Genomic DNA, 20,033 nt, shown 5'->3' with positions numbered 1-20,033 from the left:
CCGGGCCCGTGCCGTTGCGACGCCAGGCCCCTCGGGTGCGGGCGCGGTGGGGCCCGTCACCAGGACGGGGGTTGCGAACAAGCTGGCCAGACGCTGTGCCAACGTGAGCAGATGTGACAGTTGCCGCCCCGCCCGAGCCGACCACGCGCCGACGGCCCCACCCGCTGGACCTGGTGGCTGCCGTCCTCGCCGTGGTCGGCGCGGCCTGCGCGCTGAGCGGGCTGCTCCCCCGCGCGGAGACCACCGCCACCCTGCACCGGATCCTGCCGCTGCTGGTGTTCCTCGGCACCGTGATCGTGCTCGCCGAGCTGACCGCCGTGGCCGGTGTCTTCGACGTGCTGGCCAGCCGACTGGCCATCGCCTCCCGGGGCAGGTGGGCAGCACTGTTCCTGCTCTGCGGTGGTCTCGCCACGCTGACCACCCTCGTGCTCAACCTCGACACCACCGCCGTGCTGCTCACCCCGGTGCTGCTCGCGCTGGCCCGGAACCTGCGGATCCCCGCCGCCCCGCTCGCCGTCACCACTGTGTGGCTGGCGAACACCGCGAGCCTGCTGCTGCCGGTGTCCAACCTGACCAACCTGCTCGCCGCCGACCGGGTCGGGCTGGCGCCTCTGGCGTACGCGGCCCGGATGGCGTTGCCGCAGCTCGCCGCCGTGACGGTCACCATGGCCCTGCTCTGGTTCGGGTGGTGGCGGCGACAGCGGCCCGCCGGTGGGCGCTTCGTCCCGCCGACCCGGCACGTGCCGGCCGACCCGGTGCTGCACCGTACGGCGCTCGCCGGTTGCCTGATCTTCGTCGCCGGCATCCTCGCCGGCGTGGAGATCGAGATCGCCTCCACCGTCGGGCTCGCGCTGGTGCTGGTCGGGTTCCTGGTCCGCTCCCCCGCCACGCTGCGCCCGGGGCTGGTCCCGGTGCGCCTGCTGTTCTTCGTCACCGGCCTGTTCCTGGTGGTGCAGACCCTCGGCCGGCACGGGCTGGACGACCTGGTCGACACCCTGGTCGGCGCCGACGGTGGCGCGCTGGGCGCCCTGCGCGCCGGTGGCACCGGGGCGCTGCTCGCCAACGCGGTGAACAACCTGCCCGCCTACCTGGCCGGCGAGTCGGTGCTGCCGGCCGGTGACCACACCCGCCTGCTGGCCCTGCTGATCGGCACCAACGTCGGCCCGCTGGCCGCCCCCTGGGCGTCACTGGCCACCCTGCTGTGGTTCGAGCGCTGCCGGGCGGCAGGGGTGGCGGTGCCGGTGACCCGGTTCGTGCTGACCAGCACCCTGCTCGCGGTCACCGCGACGCTCGCCGCGGTCGGCGCGCTGCTGCTGGTGAGCTGAACGCGCATCCCTGACACCTTGTCAGAGTCGAGCGTGGCGTGCGGTGCGGCCGTCAGTGGCGGGCCGGGCGCGGGCCGACCAGCCGGCGGACCATCGGAGCGGCGTTCCACTTGGCCGCGCCGACCAGGTCGCGGGCGTGCTCCAGCACCGTGTAGTCGGGTCGGGTCAGCCCGTCGGCGATGGCCCGGTCCAGGTCGTTGCCGCAGCGGCTCAGCACCGTGTCGAAGTCCCGACGGACCGGCTCCTGCAGGTCGTAGCCGAACGAGCGGTGCAGCCTGGCGAAGAGCGGCTTGTAGAGCCGGACCCGCTCGTGCAGCCCCGACGAGTACGACATCGGGTTCTTCGGACGGCGGAGGATGTAGTCGGGCAGCACGTCGGCGAACGCCCGCCGGACGATCCACTTCTCCTGCCCGTGGCGCAGCTTCAGATCCACCGGCAACCGCATCGCCAGTTCCACCACGCTGAGGTCGAGGAACGGCACCCGGGCCTCCACGCCATGTGCCATGGCGGCCCGGTCGACCCGCTGCAACTCGGTGCGGCACAGGTTGCGGATCCGGTGCAGAAAAAGTCGGCGGGCCGCCGCCGGGGCGACCTGGTGGTACATCGGGTACCCGCCGAACAGCTCGTCGGAGCCGTCGCCGGTCAGCACCACCTTGATGCCCAGGTCGCGCAGCCGCCGGAAGATCGGCACCGAGACGACCGCGTTGATGATGTCGCCGTACTCGGTCAGCTCGGAGACCCGGATGGCCTCGCGGACGTCGGCGAGCCGGATGTCGCGCGGTCGCAGCTCGACCACCACGTGCGGCAGGTCGAGGTCGGCGGCGAGCCGCCGCGCGTACGCCACGTCGGGGCTGTCCGCGACGCCGACTGTCACCGCGACGCAGTCCGGGTGAATGTCGCGCACCTGCCGCAGGGTCAACGAGCTGTCCAGCCCACCGGAGAGCACCACCCCGACGGTCAGGTCGGTCTCCACCCGCATCCGGATCGCGTCGCTGAGCGCGGCGCGGACCAGCAGCGCGGCCTCGTCCGGGTCGTCGATGACCGGCAGTCCGTCGCCGATGGTGAACAGGTCGACGTACGGACTCAGTCGGACGTGCCCGTCCGCCTCCGCCCAGCCGTGGTGCCCGGGCGGCACCTCGGCGATCGGGGCGCCGTGCGCGACGAGCGCCTTGACCTCGGAGGCGAGGTGCAGGCAGCCGGGTCGACGGGACCAGTACAGCGGTTTCACCCCGAGCGGGTCGCGAGCCAGGTACGCCCGGCCGGTGGCTCGTTCGACGACCGCGAAGGCGTACTCACCGCGCAGCCGGGTCACCGCCGCCTCGCCCCACTGCTGGAACGCGGCGAGCAGCACCTCGGTGTCGCTCTCGGTGCGGAAGGCCTGGCCCAGGCGGGTCAGCTGCGCGCGCAACTCCCGGTAGTTGAAGATCTCGCCGTTGAAGCAGAGCAACCAACGCTCGTCGGTCGACGTCCACGGTTGCACCGCCCGGTCCCGGTCGACGACCCGCAGCCGGCGGGTGCCGGCGAGCAGCCCGCTCTCGGACCGGGTCTCGGTGACCTCACCGCGCGGGGCCAGGGCGGCGAGCATCCGCCGGAAGGTCGCCGGGTCGGCCTCGGGGCCGATGCTCAACGCGATGCCGCACACCGGTTCAGACCCCCATCTCGGCCTCGTACGCCCGACGTAGCCGACGCCGGGCGGTGGGCGCGAGACACAGGTGCCAGGCCTGCCCCTCGTCGATCACGTTCAGCTCACCGGCCTCCTGCCGGCTCAGCAGCAGCTCCGCGAGGGCGTCCCGCGCGCCGAAACGCTCGAACCAGGCCAGCTCGACGTCGGCCGAGTAGCCGAGGCAGTGCCCACTGGGCAGCATCGCCGCGTAGCCCAGGCGGCGCAGCCGGTACTGGTGCTCGGCGCTGCGGACCAGGCTGGTCACCCAGAGCGACGGGGTGGCCGGGGGCGCGACAGCGGTGAACTCCCGTCCGATGTCGTTGAGCAGGGCCACCACCTCGCGTCGGGCACGGCGGAAAAGCAGCCCCGCGGTGTGCGGGGTGGCGTCGGGCCGCAGCCGGCGGCGCAGCCCGCGGGCGGCCCGGCCCAGCATGGTCGCGGGCTGCTCCTGGTAGCGGAAGCGCAGCAGGTCGCGGCGGCGCAGCCACTCCAGGTCGACAAGCTCGGCGCTGCCGTTGACCTGGTCGTCGGTGACGAAGGTCGGCGCGTCCTGCCACCACAGCACGTCGATGCGGGAGAGCAGGTAGATCCGGACCAGCGCGCTGAGGTCACCCGCCGAGGTGCGATCGTTCGGTTGGTAGCGGGCCATCTCCAGCAGCAGCGTCTCGCGTGCGCCGATCAGCCCCTGCGGGGTGGCGTCGAGGACGGCGGCGAGCGCCGGCTCCCGCAGCCGCTCGTCGATGAGCACCTGCCGGGCCCGGGTGCTCGCCGCGTCGGCCAGGGCACCGACCTCGACCAGCAGTTCGGCGACGGCGGCTCGGTAAGCGGGCAGGTCGGGGGCGGGAGCGCGGCGGGGGGTCGCGCCGGAGGGTCGGCGGCGGGCCGGAGCGGTGGGCGACGGAGGCGAGCCGGGCTGCTGTCCCGGGCTACGGCTGGGCACTCGCATGACGGGTCCCTCTCTCCGGTCACGGCACTGGGTGGTTCGCCCTGAAACACACCGTAATCATCGGGACCGTTACGGACCGAACATTCCTCCTATTCCCCCCCTAACGGAGCGTGGACATTGCACTCGTCCCGGGGTGTGATCGTTGGGTTCGGTGCCTTTGGAGCTGATGTCGTCAACGAATCACCGCCGCCGGCTGCGCGAGCGGGCACGTGATGTCACAAACGATTCAGCTCCAAAGGCACCGACCCCCACACGGGCACCCAACGGCGAGCGCCGACCAGACCCCCCCCCCCCCCGACCGGACCGCCCCGTGCGGGCCGCCCCCGTACGGGCCGCCCCCGACCGGGCCGCCCCCGACCGGGCCCACCCGCACGGGCCGCCCCCGACCGGACCGCCCCCGTGCGGGCCGCCCCGACCGGGCCCACCCGCACGGGCCGCCGCGCGCACCCGCCCACGGGCCGAGCCCTGCCCGGCACCCACTGATCGACCGCCGAGCGTCGGCCGCAACCGTCAGTCACCGCCCGCCGGCACCAGGGCCTGCACCTCGGCGTACGAGGGCAGCCCCGCCGGTGTTGCGGGCCCGCCGAGGCGGACGGCGTCGGCGGCGGCGAGCGCGGCACCCAGCGCGGCCCGGAACAGCAGCGAGCCGGTGCTGACCCGGGCCACCCCGGCGGTCCCCCACTCAGCCAGCCCCGGACCGCCCGGCTGGTACAGCGCGTTCACCGGAGCGTCGATCCGCTCGGTGAGGACGCGCACTGTGGCCAGGTCGACGGTCCCGGGCACGAAGATCCCGTCGGCGCCGGCCATCAGGTAGGCACGGGCACGAACGAGGGTCTGCGGCAGCGGGTCGTCCAGCCCGAGCCACCAGGTGTCGGTGCGGGCGTTGATGAACAGCTCCGGCACTGCCGCCTTCACTGCCGCGACCTTGGCTGCGGTGGACTCGGTGTCGGCGAGGGTGCCGTCGGCGCGCCCGTCCTCCAGGTTGATCCCGACCACGCCGAGCCCGGCCAACTCCGCCACGTACTCGGCCACCTCCGCCGGGTCGTCGCTGAACCCGGCCTCCACGTCCACGCTGAGCAGCACCGGCAGCCGAGCCAGCCGGCGGGCCAGGGCGAGGGTTTCCGCTGCGGTCGCCGCCACGCCGTCGGGTAGGCCGGCGGTCGCGGCGACACCGAGGCTTGTGGTGCCGATGGCCGGATGTCCACGCGCGGCGAGCGCCGCCGCCGAGGCGTGGTCCCACGCGTTGGGCAACAGCAGAGGGCGCCCGGCGCGGTGCAGGGCGTGGAACGCGGCACGACGGTCCATCATCGGACGCTCACCTCCAGAGTTGTCGGCACCCGCAGTGTCGGGTGCGGTGCGTGGCGCACCGGCGTCGGGTTGCGCCGGCAGCGTTCCCGCAGCACGTCGAGCACACCGGTGGCCAACGCCAGGGCGTGCCGGTCGCCGGGGCAACCCCGCTCCCCCGTCCCGAAGGTCAACAGCCCGGCACCGGGCCGACCGGGCTGGAACGTGGTGGGCTCGGTGAACGCCTGCGGGTCGCGGTTGGCCGCGTCGAAGCGCAGCAGCACCGGGCTTCCGGCCGGCAGATCCCGCCCGCCCAGCCGTACCTCGTCGACGGTGACCCGTCGGGTGGCCCGGACCGGTGGGTCGAGGCGCAGCACCTCGCCCAGCAGGTCGGCGGTCCGTGCCGTGGCTGGCGCTAGCGGGCCGGCAGGGGGCAGCAGGTGCCGGGCGGCGGCCCCGATCAGGCCGGCGGTCGCGTCGCACGCCTGGACCAGCAGACCGATCAGGTTCGCCCGTACCTCCGGCGGACCCTGCGGCGTGAGCGCCAGCAGCACCGCCACCGCCCGGTCGGCCCGCGCCGTCGACGCCGGGTCCACCCCCGGGTGGTACGCCGCCGCGACGACAGCGACCGCCGTCCCGGCGGCTACCGGATCAGCGAAACCGAGGCGATCGGCCAACGCCCGCAGCGGCACCGGCCGGGCCAGTGCCCGCATCACGTCGACGTGGTCACCGGCGCGGTCGAGAATGGCCACGGTCAGCCGTGCCGCGTCCAGTCGCAGGTCGTCCGGGGCCAGCGGGGCCAGCGCGCCCACCGCGACCGCCCGACGGTCGGCGTGCCGTCGCTGTGAACTGAACCGGCTGACGGTGGCACGCAGCCAGGCGAGGGTGCCGGGCCGACCGGTGTCCACGGCCGGCACCTGGAACGCCCTGTCGGTCAGCGCCGCGCGCACGTCGGCGTGCCGGGTCACCCACCAACCGCGCTCCGCATCGAACGAGGGCGGCCCACACGCCGGTGTTCCCGGGGCAGGCGCAATGACAGGCCATTTGTCAGTCACCGCCCGACCGTAGGGCGCGAACCGTTCGCCCCACACCGAACGATCCCGCCCCGGTCCCCCGCTGCTCGCCGGTCAGGCGCGGCCGCTCGTGGGCGGCGAGGCCACCGGCGGGTCGAGGGTGTGTTCGGGGATGGACAGAGCCGTGGCCAGGCCCTGACGACCGGTGGGAGTGAGACGGACGGCGCGGCCGGTGCCCTGGCTGATCCAGCCGAGGTCGGTGAAGCGGCGGCAGAGCGCCGCGCCGAGCGCCCCGGCCAGGTGCGGGCGACGTTCGGTCCAGTCCAGGCAGTCGCGGACCACCGGGCGGCGGGCGGCGCGCAGCACGTCCACGGGTACGCCCAACCCGGCCGCCCAGGCCCACCCGTCGGGGGTGAGCGCCAACCCGCTGGACCGGTCGAGCCGCCGCTCGGCCAGCAGCGCGTCGTACATCAGCACGCCCAGCCGCCCGGCGAGGTGGTCGTAGCAGGTCCTTGCGTACGCCAGGGAGGCGGTGGCGGTTGCCGCGCGCAGCGACCCGGTCGGTGCGGGCGCGGCCGGGGCGTGCCCGGCCAGGTCCTCGATCAGTTGGGCCACCGCCGGCCCGGCCAGCCGCAGGTAGCGGTGCCGGCCCTGCCGTTCCTCGACGAGCAGCCCACCGCTGACGAGTCGGGTGAGGTGGTCGCTGGCCGTCGACGGGGCGACACCGGCTCGCCGGGCCAGCTCGCCGGCGGTCCAGGCCCGCCCGTCGAGCAGCGCCAGGCACATTCCGGCCCGGGTGCCGTCGGCCAGCAGGGCCGCCAGCTCGGCCATCCCCCGACCCTCGGTGCCAACGCTCATCGCCCCAGTCTAGGTACCGGTGAACAGCGCCCCGGGGGCCTCCGTCACGTGGACGAAGACCCCCGGGGCTGGTGGTGCCGGAGGCTCAGCCCTTCGGCGTCGGAATCAGGTGTGCGGCGAAGCTGACCGCGGACGGGCTGACCTTCGCTGCCGCCATCCCTCCGGGGGCGGCGAACCGCCGGTCCAGCGCGATGGTGGTGTTGTTCCGGTTGCGGTAGACCACCACGAAGCCGGGCCCGCCGGAGTTCTGGATCGGCGCGATGGTGGGATCGGTGGCGGCCGTGGCGGCGCTCGGGTCGCCCGGGTTCTCGTACAGGCGCAACCACTCACCAAAGGTGCCCGAGCCCTGCTCGGTCTCGAACACCCGGTACATCTCGTTGTCGGCGCCCCGCGCGACGACAACGATCCGACCCAGAGCCGGGTCGAGGATCGCGGCCGGGGAACCGGCAGCGGTGAACGTACCCACCGTCTGCCAGGTGGTCGGCCAGGCCCCACCCAGCTCCTGCTTCTTCATGACCAGCGAACCGTCGGCCGCACGAGCCACCATGGCGGTGCGGTAGCCCTGATTGAGGAAGGCAGCCGGCACACCGGTCACGTTCCCGCCCAGGTCGACCCAGGCGCCGAGGGTGCCGTCGGTGGAGTAGAGCGCGGTCTTGATGGTCCCGGTCATCGTGGTGGCAACCAGCCGGACACCGGCGTCGACCTTCACCACAGTGACCCCACCGGTAAGGTCGACGTCACCGAGGCTCTTCCACGACGCACCCGTCCCGCTCTGGCGGTAGTGCCACAGGCGACCATCGACGTCCACGGCGAAGATAACGCTGGTGCCGTCGGCGAGGGTGACCGTGGCAGGCCGGCCCACCATGGTGCCGCCCAGGTTCCCGGTCGTTGCCCAGGTCGCGGCGTTCGCCGCCGTCTGGGCACCGGTCCACACGGTGCCGGCGGTGTGCAGGGCGCTGATCTGCACCTGCTTGGTGCCGCTCTGCACGTTCAACGCGGGTTGCCCGGTGAACGCCTCCGCACCGAACTGGGGAACGTGCTGGACGCTGCTGAAATCGTCCGGGTTCTGCTGGTGGACGACCCGGACCTGCCCGGTGTTGTCGGTGTGGGCGTAGACGATGACCCCGAGCGAGCTGCCGTCGCTCGGTTCCCCCTGCAAAGCCGTCGAGCGGGAGAAGGACTCGGTCGGCAGGAACGGCATCGGGTCGGCGTACCAGCCCTGCAGGTCGACCACGATGTGCACGGTCCCACTGCTGGCGTTCCTGATTTGGACCTTCCCCTCGGTGCCCAGCTTGGTCACCACGATGCTGGACCGGGCGACGTGCGCGGCGGGGAAGTTCGTCGTCGACGCAACGTTCAAGGCGCTGCCCAGGGGCGTGACGTTGAAGAACCCGTCGACCGTCGGGGCGACCGCGTGCACGTTGAGGACGGCCGCCGCGATGCCACGGGTCGGCAGGCCGTTGGTGCCCGCTACCGCGACATCAACAGTGCCGTAGGCGGGCACCGGCTGGGCGCCGCTGGGGAAGCGGCTGTCGTACAGGGTGGTCGCCGGAACCATGCGCAGGCCGGCGCCGGTGGTCGGGCTGCCGGTCCAGTAGCCCTGGACCGTGATGGCCACATGCACTGCCGGCCCGCGGTTCTCCAGCGTCACGGAGCTGGCACCGGGGTTCAGTTTGACGACCATCCCCATCGAGGTGGCGCCCTTGGCGTAGTCGATGCCGGTCTCCGCGGCCGTGCTCGACCCGACGGTCAACCAGCCGTTGCCTGTCGCGCCGATCACCACGACGTCCAGCATGACCGCCGTCGCGGAACTGGGCACCAGCCCACCGCCGTAGATGTTTGCGGTACGCGTGCCACGGGTGGGCATGGTGCCGGCGGTGATCCCCTGGCCGGTCCGGGTGTCGACCACCCGGGTGTGGTCCACCGGCACGAAACCGGAGCCGAGGCTGCCGGTGGCGGTGGTGAAGTAGCCCACCACGTCCACTCTGATGTGGACGTTGCCGCCCGCGTTGCGCACCGCCAGCTTGCCGTTCGTACCCGGCTTGACCACCGCCGAGTTGGTCATGACCTCACCGATCGAGGCGTTCATGGCCGAGGCCTTCGGGTCGGTCAGGTCCGGGTAGATGGTCAGGAACGTGTTGGCGGTCGGGTAGATCGCCGTCACGTCGACCATCAACGCGCTGACCCCGCTGGTCGGGATACCGGCGATGCCGACGGCGTTGAACGTGGTGACGGACTTGGCGCCCCGAACACCAGTCGTGCCGCCGGTGCCGTCCCGGGTGTCCAGGAGGGGGACGCTGTCGATCGGTACGAAGTCACCACCCCTGCCGGCCGCGTCGGCATGTGCGGTGGTCGTGGCGCAAAAGACCGCCGCAACAAGTGCCAAGAACGCCGCCACGCCGGCGGATATCGCGCGCCGCGCAAGCGAGGCGGAACCACCCCTACTCCATCTTGGAATTGGCATCCCGTCGTTAACCTCTCCATAGAACACAATTAGGATCTTCTCGGCCGCATGAACGATTGCCACCAAACGACCACTCGAGCCACTCAACAAGTGTCGGTTAGATGATCGTGCGCGTTGGTGAAAAACCCGCCTCGAATGCCTCGCGCTCGGCCCGATCGACAAGTTCCACGACCTCCACCTCCGGAATCTTGTGAATCCATGCGAGGGAGGCGAATGTCAGCATCCTCAAGAGCTCTGGATTCTTGAGCTTGAGCCTCTCCAGGGCATCGGCCTCACCGAGCGCAAACCTGATGATCCGCTCGACGTCACTCGGCACCACGTCACCTTTGGGAAAAATCCTTGAGGCCAGGACAGCATTCTTTCCAATTTTCATGAACCCGGGGCTGGATCCCATGCATCGCTCGATCATCAACCGAAGCGCAGCTTGGAGGACCCCGTCCACGTCGATCTGCCCGGTACGGCTCAATTCGGCACGGAAACGCTCGCGTTCCTCAATGTTGCGGAGGGCCAAATTTGTTAGATAAGCGCCAATCAACGTAGCTGGCCGTGTCATCGATAAGTCCCCCTACCTCGCCATGCATCGAGAGCCTTCAGGGCGATTCTCTTCACGCCCATGTAGACTACATAGCCGCTCATACCGATAGCCACAAAGGGGTCAGTGCCCGAGGCCGAGTCCGGAAGATCGACCCCTGTTGCTGTCTCGGCAACCTGGCCGACGTACTCCATCCCCTGCTCCACCCTGTCAACCTGAGCTTCGCGCTGAGCCGCACGCTCCCGCCACGGCCGGTCCAGATCATCGACTTCTGCCTGGTGTCGGCCCTCGTAGTTGCTATTCGTTGACTGCTCAGGTGATCGATGCTTGCCAACATAGCCCCCTGGGCCGCATTGGTCGTTGTGGACGAGTAACGCTGCGTCATCCGCAACGACGAAGTAGGTGTGGAGGCCATCGACGGTTAGGTTGTAGACCTGCCGCTGCTCTGTCCAGTGACGAGTGGCCTCAACGGTGGCGGGTCGATGGTCTGCTGTCTCGAATTCATAGCCCGGACGCAAGTCCTTTGCGTCCACCCAACGCTCTTGATCGGCCACCCAGAATGGATGACCATCCGTCGCGGTGAGTGACGCAGTCCGACTGCCCTCGTCACCGTCCACGTCAACGGTGATCTGCACGAGGTCCTTCGCGCCCGTCCCGGTAATCAACGCGGTAACCGCGCGTGCCTGCACCCGGTCGGTGGTCGGATCCGCAGCAACGACCGAGTCGCCGACCCTTACCTGATCGATCCGTTTCCAGCTGCCATCAGCCATCAGCACTCGGGTCTCGCCGGTAAAGCTGTTGGGGCACCTACCGAGCAGCTTGTTGCCGATTCCCCGTGATCCGGTACCGATGGCGCGTGCTTCGGTCATGCCGGCGCTCAGCGCCTTACTGCCGGCCGACCGAAGCCCGCCGCTCAGCCCGCGAATGCCCGCACCCAGTGCCTGGCCGCCGATGGAGCCGAGCGCCCCACCGAGGGCACCGGTGAGCCCGCCCATGGCGGTGGCGCCAGCGAGGTCCCAGCCACGCTTGCCGTCCATGTAACCGGTGACCGCCGAGCCGACCGCGCCGGCGAGCGCCCCGCAGGCCACCGCTCCGACACCGGTCCAGCCGATCGCCGCGCCGCAGCCCAGGCCGACGACGGCGCCGACGGCGAAGCCGGCGATTTCGGCGGCGTGATCCTCGACGAACTGGGTCGCCTTGTCCCACATCTTCTCGGCGCCCTCGACGAGCGGTGCCAACTTCTGTGCTGCCGCCAACCAGAGGTTCTGTTTGAACTTCGCGGGGTCCTGGATGGCCATCGTGGTGACCGCGACGACGCTCGCCGCCATCTTGAAGCCGGTGGACACCACCTTGCCGAGCGTGATGAGCGGCTTCGTGAGGGCAGGGATCACCGCCAGCTTGGTGAACTTGACAGCTTGTTTGATAGCCGACTTCGCGGCGGCGGTCACCGCGACCTTTGCCTGGTAGATGCGTTGCGCGACCATTTTGGCCTGCTGTTTGGCCCAGTCGGCGGCGCGGGCGACCTGGTTGAGTCCGGACTGGATCTTGCTGCCGACGTACCGGACGGCGCTCATCGTCTTCTCGCCGAGCCACTTCGCGCTGCTGGAGATCACTCGGCCGACCGCCTTGATACCGGACCAGGCGTAGTGAGCGACAGTCGAGACGAAGTTCCTGGCGTAGTTGTACGCCGTGTACGCGCCACTGACGACGTTGGAGACGGTGTTGCTCACCGCGCTCGCGGCACGCTTCATCCAGCGCGGCCAGTGGCCGTCCGGGTCGTCGAAGTCCAGCGGGGCGCCAGCACCGTAGGTGTAGCGGTTGGCCAGGATCGAGTCGCCGGAGGTGTAGTTGACGCTGTCGCGCGAGGTGAACGTGCCGGTGCCGGGCTGGTACCAGCGGGCGCCCATGTCGACCTGCCCGGTGTCCGGGTCGGTCCAGTCCCCCTGGAAGCCCAGCCGGCTGGTGCTGCCGGCGCTGGCCACCTTCTTACCGAACGGGTCGTACGCGGTGGAGTCGTTCAGGGTGGACAGTTGCGTGTCGGCCGGGTTGATGGCCGCCACCACGTCACCGTGGGCGTCGGTAAGCGACAGCCGCTTGTCGGCGCCCTGGACGGTGGCGAGCAACTCGTCGTTCGGGCCGCGGCCGTAGTACTCGTACCCGTCGTGCACCACCTCGTCGCCGAGACCGGCGTAGACGAACGAGTTGTTGGTACGGGACGCCACCCGGTCCAGGCCGTCGTAGTTGTAGGTCTGGTCCTGCGCCCCGGTGAGCCGGTCGAAGGCGTCGAACGAGAACTGTTCGGCCAGGCCCGAGCTGGTGCGGGTCCGCAGGGTGCCCCGCGGGGTGTACGCGTAGGTGTAGTCGCCGTCGGAGAGCAGCCGGTTGCGTTCGTCGAAGGTCGCGGTCTTGGACCCGGCCCGAACCCGGTTGCCGCTGGCGTCCCAGGCGTACGTGACGGTCCCGGCCGGGCTGGTCCAGGAGATCAGCCGGCCGGCCTTGTCGTAGTCGTAGGTGTTGGCGCCGGCCCCGGCGGTGCCGGTGGTGTTCTTGCTGGTCAGGTGGCCATTGAGGTCGAACCCGTAGGTGACTGAGGCCACCGTCTGACCACCGGCGTTGCGCAGCACGTCGCTGGCGACCCGCCCGTAGTCGTCGTAGCCGAAGGTGCGGACGCGGCCGGCGCCGTAGTCGACGGTCTTGACGTCACCGGCGGCGTCGTAGCCAAGCTTCTGCTGCTGGCCGGTGATGCTGTCGGTGAGTGTGTCGAGGCGACCCTTGACGTAGCCGAAGCTGGCCGTGCCGGTCAGGTCGGTGCGGCTGGTCACCTGGCCGTCGTCGTTGTAGTCGAAGCTCGCCGTGCCGGAGGGGCCGGCGGTGGACAGCAGCCCACCCCGGTCGTTCCAGTTGTACGTGTTGCTGCCGCCGGGGGCGTTGACGCTCTTCAGCCGGCCGTCCTGGTCGTAGTCAAGGGTTCGGGTCGCGGTCGGGGTGTCACCCCCGGAACCGGTCTCCACTGTCAGTCGGCCGGCCGCGTCGTAGGTCCGCATGCGGCTCACCCCACCCGGGGCGCTGAGCCGTACCGCGTTGCCGTCGGCGTCGTAGGCGACGGTCCAGGTCCGGTCCGCAGCTGTCGGGTGGCTCGCCGTGGACGGCTCGATCGCCGACTCCGGCAGCCCCAGGGTGTTGTACGTGTAGATGGTGGAGTTGTTGCGGCCGTCGGTGTAGCGGGTCCGGTTGCCGGCGGCGTCGTACCCGAACGTGGTGGTGATCGGGTCGGCGTCGGTCGGCTCGATCTGCTTGACGAGCTGGTCCGCCGCGTCGTACTCGTAGGTGGTGACGGTGTTGTAGGGGTCCTTCGACGAGGTCATGTTGCCGGCCACGTCGTAGCCGTAGCTCTGGGTGCGCAGGACCGTGCCGTCGGCCTTGAGGTTCAGGGTGCTGACCCGGTTGCCGAACTGGTCGTACCCGACCCGGGTGGTGCGGCCGAGGCCGTCGGAGACCCGGACCTGACGGCCGGCGAAGTCGTACCCGAAGATCATGGCCTCGCCGGTCGGGGCGGTGCTGCGGGTGATGTCGCCGGCCCCGTTGAAGGTGTTGACAGTCGTCGCCCCGGTCGGGGACGACGACGAGGTCAGGTTGCCCGCGTCGTCGTAGGCGAGCTTGCTGACCAGGTTGCGGGTGGTCGGCCGTCGCTCGACGACAGTCTGGGTGACCTGCCGGTCGAGGTCGTCGTAGGTCGCCTCGACACGGGCGCCGGTCGGGCCGGTGACCGAGAGGACCTCGCCGGTACGGGTGTAGGTGTAGCGGGTGAGCGCGCGGTCGTCGTTGGTCTTCGACGGTTCGTCCCGGACGGTCAACCGGTTGAGCTGGTCGTACGTGTAGTTGGTGATGCCGGCCGGGTCGGTCTCCTCCAGCACGTTGCCCAGGGCGTCGTAGCGGCGCTTGTGCTCCGGGGTGACCGGCTGGGTCACACCGGGCGCGAGGTACATCGGCGCGAGGCTGCGCACCACCCGCCCGAGCTTGTCGTACTCCGAGGTGGAGACCCGCCCGAGCGGGTCCTTGACCGCGACCTGCTCACCGAAGGTGTTGTAGCCCACCGAACTGGTCGGGGTGGTGGAGACGGCCGCGTTGCCGTCGCTCTCGGCCAGGACGGTCGGGCCGCTCTGCCCGACCTGCCGGCCCAGTTCGTCGTAGCGGAAGGTGCTGGTGTACTTCGCCTTGTCGGCGCCGCTCACGTTGCCACGCGGGTCGGTGACCGAGGTACGCAGGCCGCGCCTGTCGTACGTGTAGCTGGTCACCCGGGTGCTGCTGCCGGCGGTGACCTTCTCGGTGAGGACGTTCCCGGCGTCGTCGTAGGTGTAGTCGACGACCTCGGAGGTGGCCAGTACCTCCCAGTTCAGGTTCGACGCGTTCCCGGTTCGGACCGTCTGCTTGACGTTGCCGTTGTAGTCGTAGGTGAAGGTGTTGGTCCGGCGCACCCCCGCCGGGTCCAGCACGGTGCTCGCCACCTTGCCGGCCTCGTCCGGCTTGTAGTCGGTGATCTGGGTGCCGTTGGCCCCGACCTTGCGGGTCACGTTGCCGGCGCCGTCGTAGGTGTTCTCCTCCACGACGTAGTCCCGCTTGGAACCGTCGGGGTTGCGGAAGTCCTTGAGGGTGATCTTCTCCAACAGGTCGTCGCGGTAGTACTTGTACTCCAGTCGCCGACCCATGGCGTCGGTGTCGCTGGCCAGCCGCCCGGCGAAGTCGTACGAGTAGGAGTGCAGGACCAGGTAGTCGCCGGTGCCGGTGCCGGGGGTGCCGGCCGGGTCACTGCGCCAGTCCCGCAGCCGCACCTCGGCCACCTTGTTCTGGGCGGTGTACGCCCAGTCGTAGCGGTTGCCGTTGGCGTCGGTCATGGTCGTCTTGTTGCCGAACCTGTCGTACCCGTAGCTGGTTTCGTTGCCCTCCGGGTCGACGACCCGGACCGGCCGTCCCTCGTCGTCGTACTCGGTGCTGGTGACCCGCTCGGGGTCACCGCCGAGCAGGTCGGTGGCGGTGACCTTGGTGGGGTTGCCGTCGGCGTCGTACTCGTTGACGGTTCGGCTCTGGTGCTGCTTGCCGGTGACGGCGTCGGTGGTGACCGGGCCGGTGACGGTGGCGACCCGCGAATGCCCGTCGTAGGTGATCGTGGTGGTGACGCCCGCGGGATAGGTGTCGGAGATGACCTTCTCGGTGATCCGTCGGCCGAGCGCGTCGTAGGTGTACTCGGTCACCAGCCCGGACGGCTCGGTCACCTTGTACAGGTCACCGTTGGCGTAGTACGCGTAGGTGGTGGGCTTGGTCTGCCCGTTGGTGATGCTGCTGGCCAGCAACCCGGGCGGGGGGATGCCGTTGACACCGGCCTCGCCGCCGCTGGTGTAGGTGTGGGTGACCAGGCTGCCGTCCGGGTTGGTCTGGGTGAGGGGCTGTCCGGTGCGGTCCCGGTACGTGAAGGTGGTCCGGAACTTGTTGTCGGTCGGGCCGCTGGAACGGCCGTCGCGCTGCTCCACCGCCAGGTCGATGCGCGGGTCGAACGGGTCGGTGATGGAAGCCGGGTAGGTGTAGTAGTTCGTGAAGCACTGGGTGGACGTACGGCAGCTCTTGCGGGTGACGAGACGACCCCTGCTGTCGTACGTCATCTCCACCGTGTCACCGTTCTCGTTGGTGACCTTGCTCTGCTGGCCGTCCGCGTTGTAGGAGAACGAGCGGATGGCCATGCCGTCCAACGGGTGCCGCACGAAGATCGGCCCACCGGCGTCGCCGGGGATCACGGTGCAGAAGGCCGGGTCGTTCGGGTCGGGCTGGGTGCAGACCTCGGTGGGTGGCGGGCTCGGCGTCGGGCTGGTCTGCCCGGGGCGGTCCTCCTCGCGGGTCTCCAGTCCGAGCGGGGTGCCGGAGCGCAGCAGTCGACCAGCGAGCGCGTCGTACTCGTACAGGTAGGGGCGGTTGGCCGGGTCGAGGACCTGGACGCTGCGCCGCAGGTCGGTGTCGCCGCCGTAGACGGTGGGCTGACCCACCTTCCAGGTGCCACCGTTGTCGTCGGTGTACTCCTTGACCCGGTCGGTGGCCGTGTCGTACTCGACCTCGGTGGCGACCCGGCCGCTGGGCAGGGTGACCCGGGTCAGCTGCTGGGCTGCCGGCTTCGCGTACTGGAAGTGCGCCCTGGCCGTGTCCGGGCCGATCGGGTGGGAGTAGACGGCGACCTCGTCGATGGTGCCGGCGAAGTACCGTTGGGCGGCGGTCCCCCAGGACGGCCAGGAGTTGGGCGTGGTGGTCGACGCCAGGCCGACCTGGTTGAACGTCAGCAGCGAGTGTTCGATCGGCTGTCCGGTCTGCCCGGACGGGGTGGGGACCTTCTCACCGTCGAGGTACATGGTCTGGGTGTTGGCCATGGCGGACAGCACCACGTGGTGCCACTTGTTGTCGTTGACGGTCTTGCCCGAGGTGAACGGTGCGATCGTGCCGTTGGCGAACTGGCCGCGAAGCAGGCCGTTCGCGTCGGTGTAGAGCAGCGGGGCACCGCTGGTCGCCGTGGTGCCGACGGCCTTGTCCTGGTAGCCGATGAGCGGGCCACCGGTCTGCGTCAGACCGATCTTGAACCACAGTTCGACGGAGACGTCCCGGCTCTTCTTGACCAGCCCCTTGGGCAGTTCGAGGTAGGCCGAGGTGCCGTTGAAGGCCGCGGCGGTGCCACTGGTGCCCTCCAGCACGCCGGGCTGGCCCAGGGTGACGTTGTTGCGGTACGTGCCGGCGTCCTTGCCCAGGTTGATCGCCACGTCGCTGGCCGCGCCGGTGCCCTCGGCCTCGCCGAGGTGGTAGTACGAGTCGGGCTTGGCGTCGAGAACGGCGGTGCGGTAGTGCGAACCGGCCGCGTAGGCGTAGTTGGTGCAGGCGGACTCCGGGCCGCAGACCTTGGTCAGCAGGTCACCCTCGTAGGTGTAGTTCCAGGTCAGCTTCGCGCCGTTGACCTGGTCGGTGCTGACCGTGGCGATGCGGTTGCCGTTCCAGGTGAAGGTCAGCGAACGCCCGGCGGTGTTGGTCTGGCTGTTGGAGACCTGGGCCCGGGCGAGCTTGCCGGTCATCGGGTCGAGGGTCAGGTTGACCGAGTGCCCGGCGTTGTCGGTGATCTTCTGGAGTTTGTAGAGAAGGGAGAACTGGTAGATGCTGCCGGTACGGTCGACAAGCTTCCAGGCGCTGCTGTCGACGCTGAGCTTCGCGACCCGGCCCGGCGGCGGGGCGTACGTGCCGTCCGGGTTCTTGCCGAACCGCACCTCCTGACCGTCCGGGTAGCGGACCACCACGTTGCCGGTGCCGTCGTTGTCGGGAACCAACGTCATGTCGTACCGGCTGGACCAGCCGGCGCCGAAGACGCCTGTCGTGCGGGGGTCGAGGCTGTTGTAGGTGCGGACCAGGTTCAGCTCCGGCCCGACGGTGACCACCGTGGCGTCCACGGCGGAGGTGGCGAAGTTGCCGGTCTGAGCGTCGAACTCGCGGCCCTGATCGGCGCTGGGCGAGGTGGCGAGCCGGGACAACAGATCCGGTTGTGGCACCGAGCTGAGCATTGTCGAGTACGGCGAGATGACCTCGTTGGCGCTGTCCTTGACGAAGGAGCGCCACAGGTAACTCTTGCCCCAGACCATCCGGCCGGCGGGCACCACCCAGGACTGCTTGGCCTGGTAGCCGGAGCTGGTGCAGTTGGTCGCCGTACCGGCGTCGGTCTGGTCGCAGATCTCGAACTTGAAGGACAAGTTGGCACCGGGTGCGGCGTCGGTGTCCACGGCCCGGGCCCAGAGCAACGGGGTGAGCGTCGGGGCCTGGTACCCGTTCTCCGGGTAGAGCTCCTGCACGACTGGCGGAACGTCGAACACCTGGAGCACGATCCGACCGGGTGGCACCTGGTGGTCGGTGAAGACCGCTCCACCGGTGCGCACCATGGTGAAGTCGAGGAAGTAGGAGCCGGGCTCCAATCGCTTGACCGTCGCGTCGAGGGTGACCTTCGCGCCACGGGCCAGGGTGGAGGGCAGGTTGGCCGCCCGCTGCTGGGTCACCGCCGCGCCGGTCTGCGCGTTGTAGACCCGGTACGCCAGGTAGTAGTTGGCCGGCGTCCACGCCTCGGCACCGAGGTTGGTGACCGTCACCTTCACCTTGCCGTCCTGGTTACGCAGGACGGCCGGCTCCGGAGTGGGCTTCGGGATCGCGTACCCGGCGTTGTACGGGCTGTGCGTGACGTAGAGCGCCGGCGGGTTGGCGGTGCCGGTACCGGCGAACTTCTTCCACGCCGAGGTGTCAGTGGTGGACGCGCGCAGCGAGAGACCGTTGTTGGCCTGCTGGCCGTTGGCCCAGCGCTGCACGAGGTTACGGCCGCCGACGCCGAGGTCGAACATCTCCCCGGCTGCCGGGCAGGCGGACTGGGACTGGCCCAGAGCGATGTACCCGTGGGCGAACGAGCGGCTGACCAGCGCGCCACCCACCGCCGGCCCCGGGTACGAGTAGCCGGTGCCGGCCGACCACGACCCGGTCACCGGGTGGACGCTGACCGCGCGCGCCTTGCAGGAGCGCGCGTCGAAGTTGACTACCGAGAGCGCCGCGCCGTGAATGGTGTGGTTCTGGAGTCGGCTGACCAGGTCACCGAACTTGAGGTAGGCCGCCGCGTTGGAATCACCGGTGCGACCGACGAGCAACTCGTCCTTACCCGAGATGGAGCCGTCTCGGTGCACGTACATGCTGCTGTCGGACTTCACGGCGTCGACCGGAGGGCCGACGGTCGGGTCGACCTCGACCGGGTACCGCCGGGCCGGGTCGGTCAGCCAGGCCCGGTCGGGGGTGACCTTCAGCGCCGTCTGCCCACCCGTGGTGACCAGCTCGTACGCGACCTTGGTGGAGGTGGCGGGACCGGCCGCGCCGGTGCCGGCGTCCACCATGTAACCCGGGGGGATGATCCCGCGCTGACGCCCTTGCCGATCACTGAGGACGACCTGACCGTCGACCAGCTTCGCGGTGAGGTTGCGCAGGTTCAACGGGAACACGAACGAGGCGGGCGCCTTGGCCGAGTGCAGGACCAGGGTTTCCTTCACGCCGCCGGCCCGGGGCTCCAGGCGCAGGTCGACGTCGGGGCGTACGCCGGGGTAGGTGACGGCGTTCCCGTTCACCCGGCCGGGCGCGTTGGTCGACTCGGCCATACCGAAGCCGAACTCCGTGTCACCGTCGAAGCTCACCCGGGCCACCTGGCTCGCGGCTCCGTTCCCGGCGAGGTGCAGGCCGACCGAGTCGGCGGCCGTCCCCCATCCGTCGGTGACGGGCACCAGGGTGTGGTCGATGGGCGCCCAGGTGCCGTCCGGCTTGCGGTAGTTGATGGGGGCGGAGGAGAACTCGGTGGTCTGGGTGCCGTCGGCGTTGTCGAAGACCCGCTGGTCGACACCGCGCTCGGCCGGTCGTTCCCGGCTGGTTCGCTTGTCGAAGCCTGGGGTGTCGTCGACGGGTGCGGTCGCCACGGACGCCTTGTTGCGCCCCGGGGCGGGCTTGTCGGCGAGCTTGTGCAGCGGGTACTGCCCGCGCAGCGACTTCGGCAGGTCACGGTTGGGGCGTCCGGGTGTCACGTGCGCCCTGCCGGCCGCCGAACCCCATGCCTGGTTCGGCTTCGCGCCGCCGCCGCCCCGACCGGCGGAGGCCACACCGTCGCGGTCGCGGGCACCGCCCGCCGGAAGCGCCGTCACCCCGCTGCCGCCCAGGTTGAGCATCAGCACGCCAGCCAGGGCTGCGGCCAGGACCGACCGGGTGGTGCCGGAGCCGAACATCGAACGGTGCCGGGGTAGCCGACCACGCAGGTCGGTCAGCCGACCGCGCGGGTCGGGCAGACGGCGAATGCTGAAGGACATGGTCACCCCTGGATCGAGGACGGCTGAGAGGCGGAGAGCTGAGAGGCGGAGACAGGCA

Annotated in this window: 9 protein-coding genes; 1 reads left to right on the top strand and 8 read right to left on the bottom strand. The window is 70.4% G+C overall.

The features are described from left to right. Positions 1-113 precede the first annotated feature (113 nt). Positions 114-1,325 (top strand): SLC13 family permease, encoded by a 1,212-nt coding sequence (locus AB0B94_RS12290; RefSeq protein WP_357273642.1) that lies wholly within the window; start codon positions 114-116, stop codon positions 1,323-1,325. A gap of 52 nt (positions 1,326-1,377) precedes the next feature. Here the strand turns inward: AB0B94_RS12290 and AB0B94_RS12285 are convergent, their stop codons facing one another. The 8 genes from AB0B94_RS12285 to AB0B94_RS12250 form a co-directional block, all read right to left on the bottom strand. Further along, positions 1,378-2,967 carry an asparagine synthase-related protein gene (locus AB0B94_RS12285; RefSeq protein WP_357273629.1) on the bottom strand — a complete coding sequence of 530 codons (1,590 nt, stop codon included), beginning with the start codon at positions 2,965-2,967 and terminating at the stop codon, positions 1,378-1,380. Between the two features lie 4 nt (positions 2,968-2,971). Further along, entirely contained in the window at positions 2,972-3,934 is a 963-nt protein-coding gene (locus AB0B94_RS12280) for a DUF5715 family protein (RefSeq protein ID WP_357273620.1), read from the bottom strand. A 510-nt stretch (positions 3,935-4,444) separates the two neighbouring features. Continuing rightward, positions 4,445-5,242, bottom strand: a complete 798-nt coding sequence (locus AB0B94_RS12275; protein ID WP_357273610.1) for an isocitrate lyase/phosphoenolpyruvate mutase family protein — start codon at positions 5,240-5,242, stop codon at positions 4,445-4,447. Next, positions 5,239-6,186: a cytochrome P450 gene (locus tag AB0B94_RS12270; RefSeq protein ID WP_357273601.1), complete on the bottom strand. Its 948-nt coding sequence runs from the start codon at positions 6,184-6,186 to the stop codon at positions 5,239-5,241. The genes AB0B94_RS12275 and AB0B94_RS12270 overlap by 4 nt, the downstream gene beginning before the upstream one ends. Before the next feature lie 159 nt (positions 6,187-6,345). Further along, on the bottom strand, positions 6,346-7,089 hold the full coding sequence (locus tag AB0B94_RS12265; protein WP_357273586.1) for a winged helix-turn-helix domain-containing protein: 744 nt from the start codon (positions 7,087-7,089) through the stop codon (positions 6,346-6,348). An 85-nt stretch (positions 7,090-7,174) separates the two neighbouring features. Beyond that, positions 7,175-9,475, bottom strand: a complete 2,301-nt coding sequence (locus AB0B94_RS12260; protein WP_357273577.1) for a hypothetical protein — start codon at positions 9,473-9,475, stop codon at positions 7,175-7,177. A 175-nt stretch (positions 9,476-9,650) separates the two neighbouring features. Continuing rightward, positions 9,651-10,106, bottom strand: coding sequence for a hypothetical protein (locus AB0B94_RS12255; protein WP_357273569.1), 456 nt, complete (start codon positions 10,104-10,106; stop codon positions 9,651-9,653). Then, the gene (locus AB0B94_RS12250) at positions 10,103-19,975 is read right to left on the bottom strand and encodes a LamG-like jellyroll fold domain-containing protein (protein ID WP_357273565.1); all 9,873 of its coding nucleotides are present in this window, start codon (positions 19,973-19,975) and stop codon (positions 10,103-10,105) included. Before AB0B94_RS12250 ends, AB0B94_RS12255 begins: the two co-directional genes overlap by 4 nt. Positions 19,976-20,033: the final 58 nt, after the last annotated feature.

Origin of the sequence: Micromonospora sp. NPDC048986 (assembly GCF_040649335.1) — a bacterium.
In the GTDB taxonomy this organism is placed as follows: Bacteria; Actinomycetota; Actinomycetes; order Mycobacteriales; family Micromonosporaceae; genus Micromonospora; species Micromonospora alfalfae.
Note: the sequence above shows the minus strand (reverse complement) of the source record. Positions and strands in the feature narration are given on the sequence as shown.

Bases quoted from the DNA above. Each gene is read 5' to 3' on its own strand.
- AB0B94_RS12275 (WP_357273610.1), bottom strand. From the start codon at position 5,242: ATGATGGACCGTCGTGCCGCGTTCCACGCCCTGCACCGCGCCGGGCGC.
- AB0B94_RS12280 (WP_357273620.1), bottom strand. From the start codon at position 3,934: ATGCGAGTGCCCAGCCGTAGCCCGGGACAGCAGCCCGGCTCGCCTCCG.
- AB0B94_RS12250 (WP_357273565.1), bottom strand. From the start codon at position 19,975: ATGTCCTTCAGCATTCGCCGTCTGCCCGACCCGCGCGGTCGGCTGACC.
- AB0B94_RS12255 (WP_357273569.1), bottom strand. From the start codon at position 10,106: ATGACACGGCCAGCTACGTTGATTGGCGCTTATCTAACAAATTTGGCC.
- AB0B94_RS12265 (WP_357273586.1), bottom strand. From the start codon at position 7,089: ATGAGCGTTGGCACCGAGGGTCGGGGGATGGCCGAGCTGGCGGCCCTG.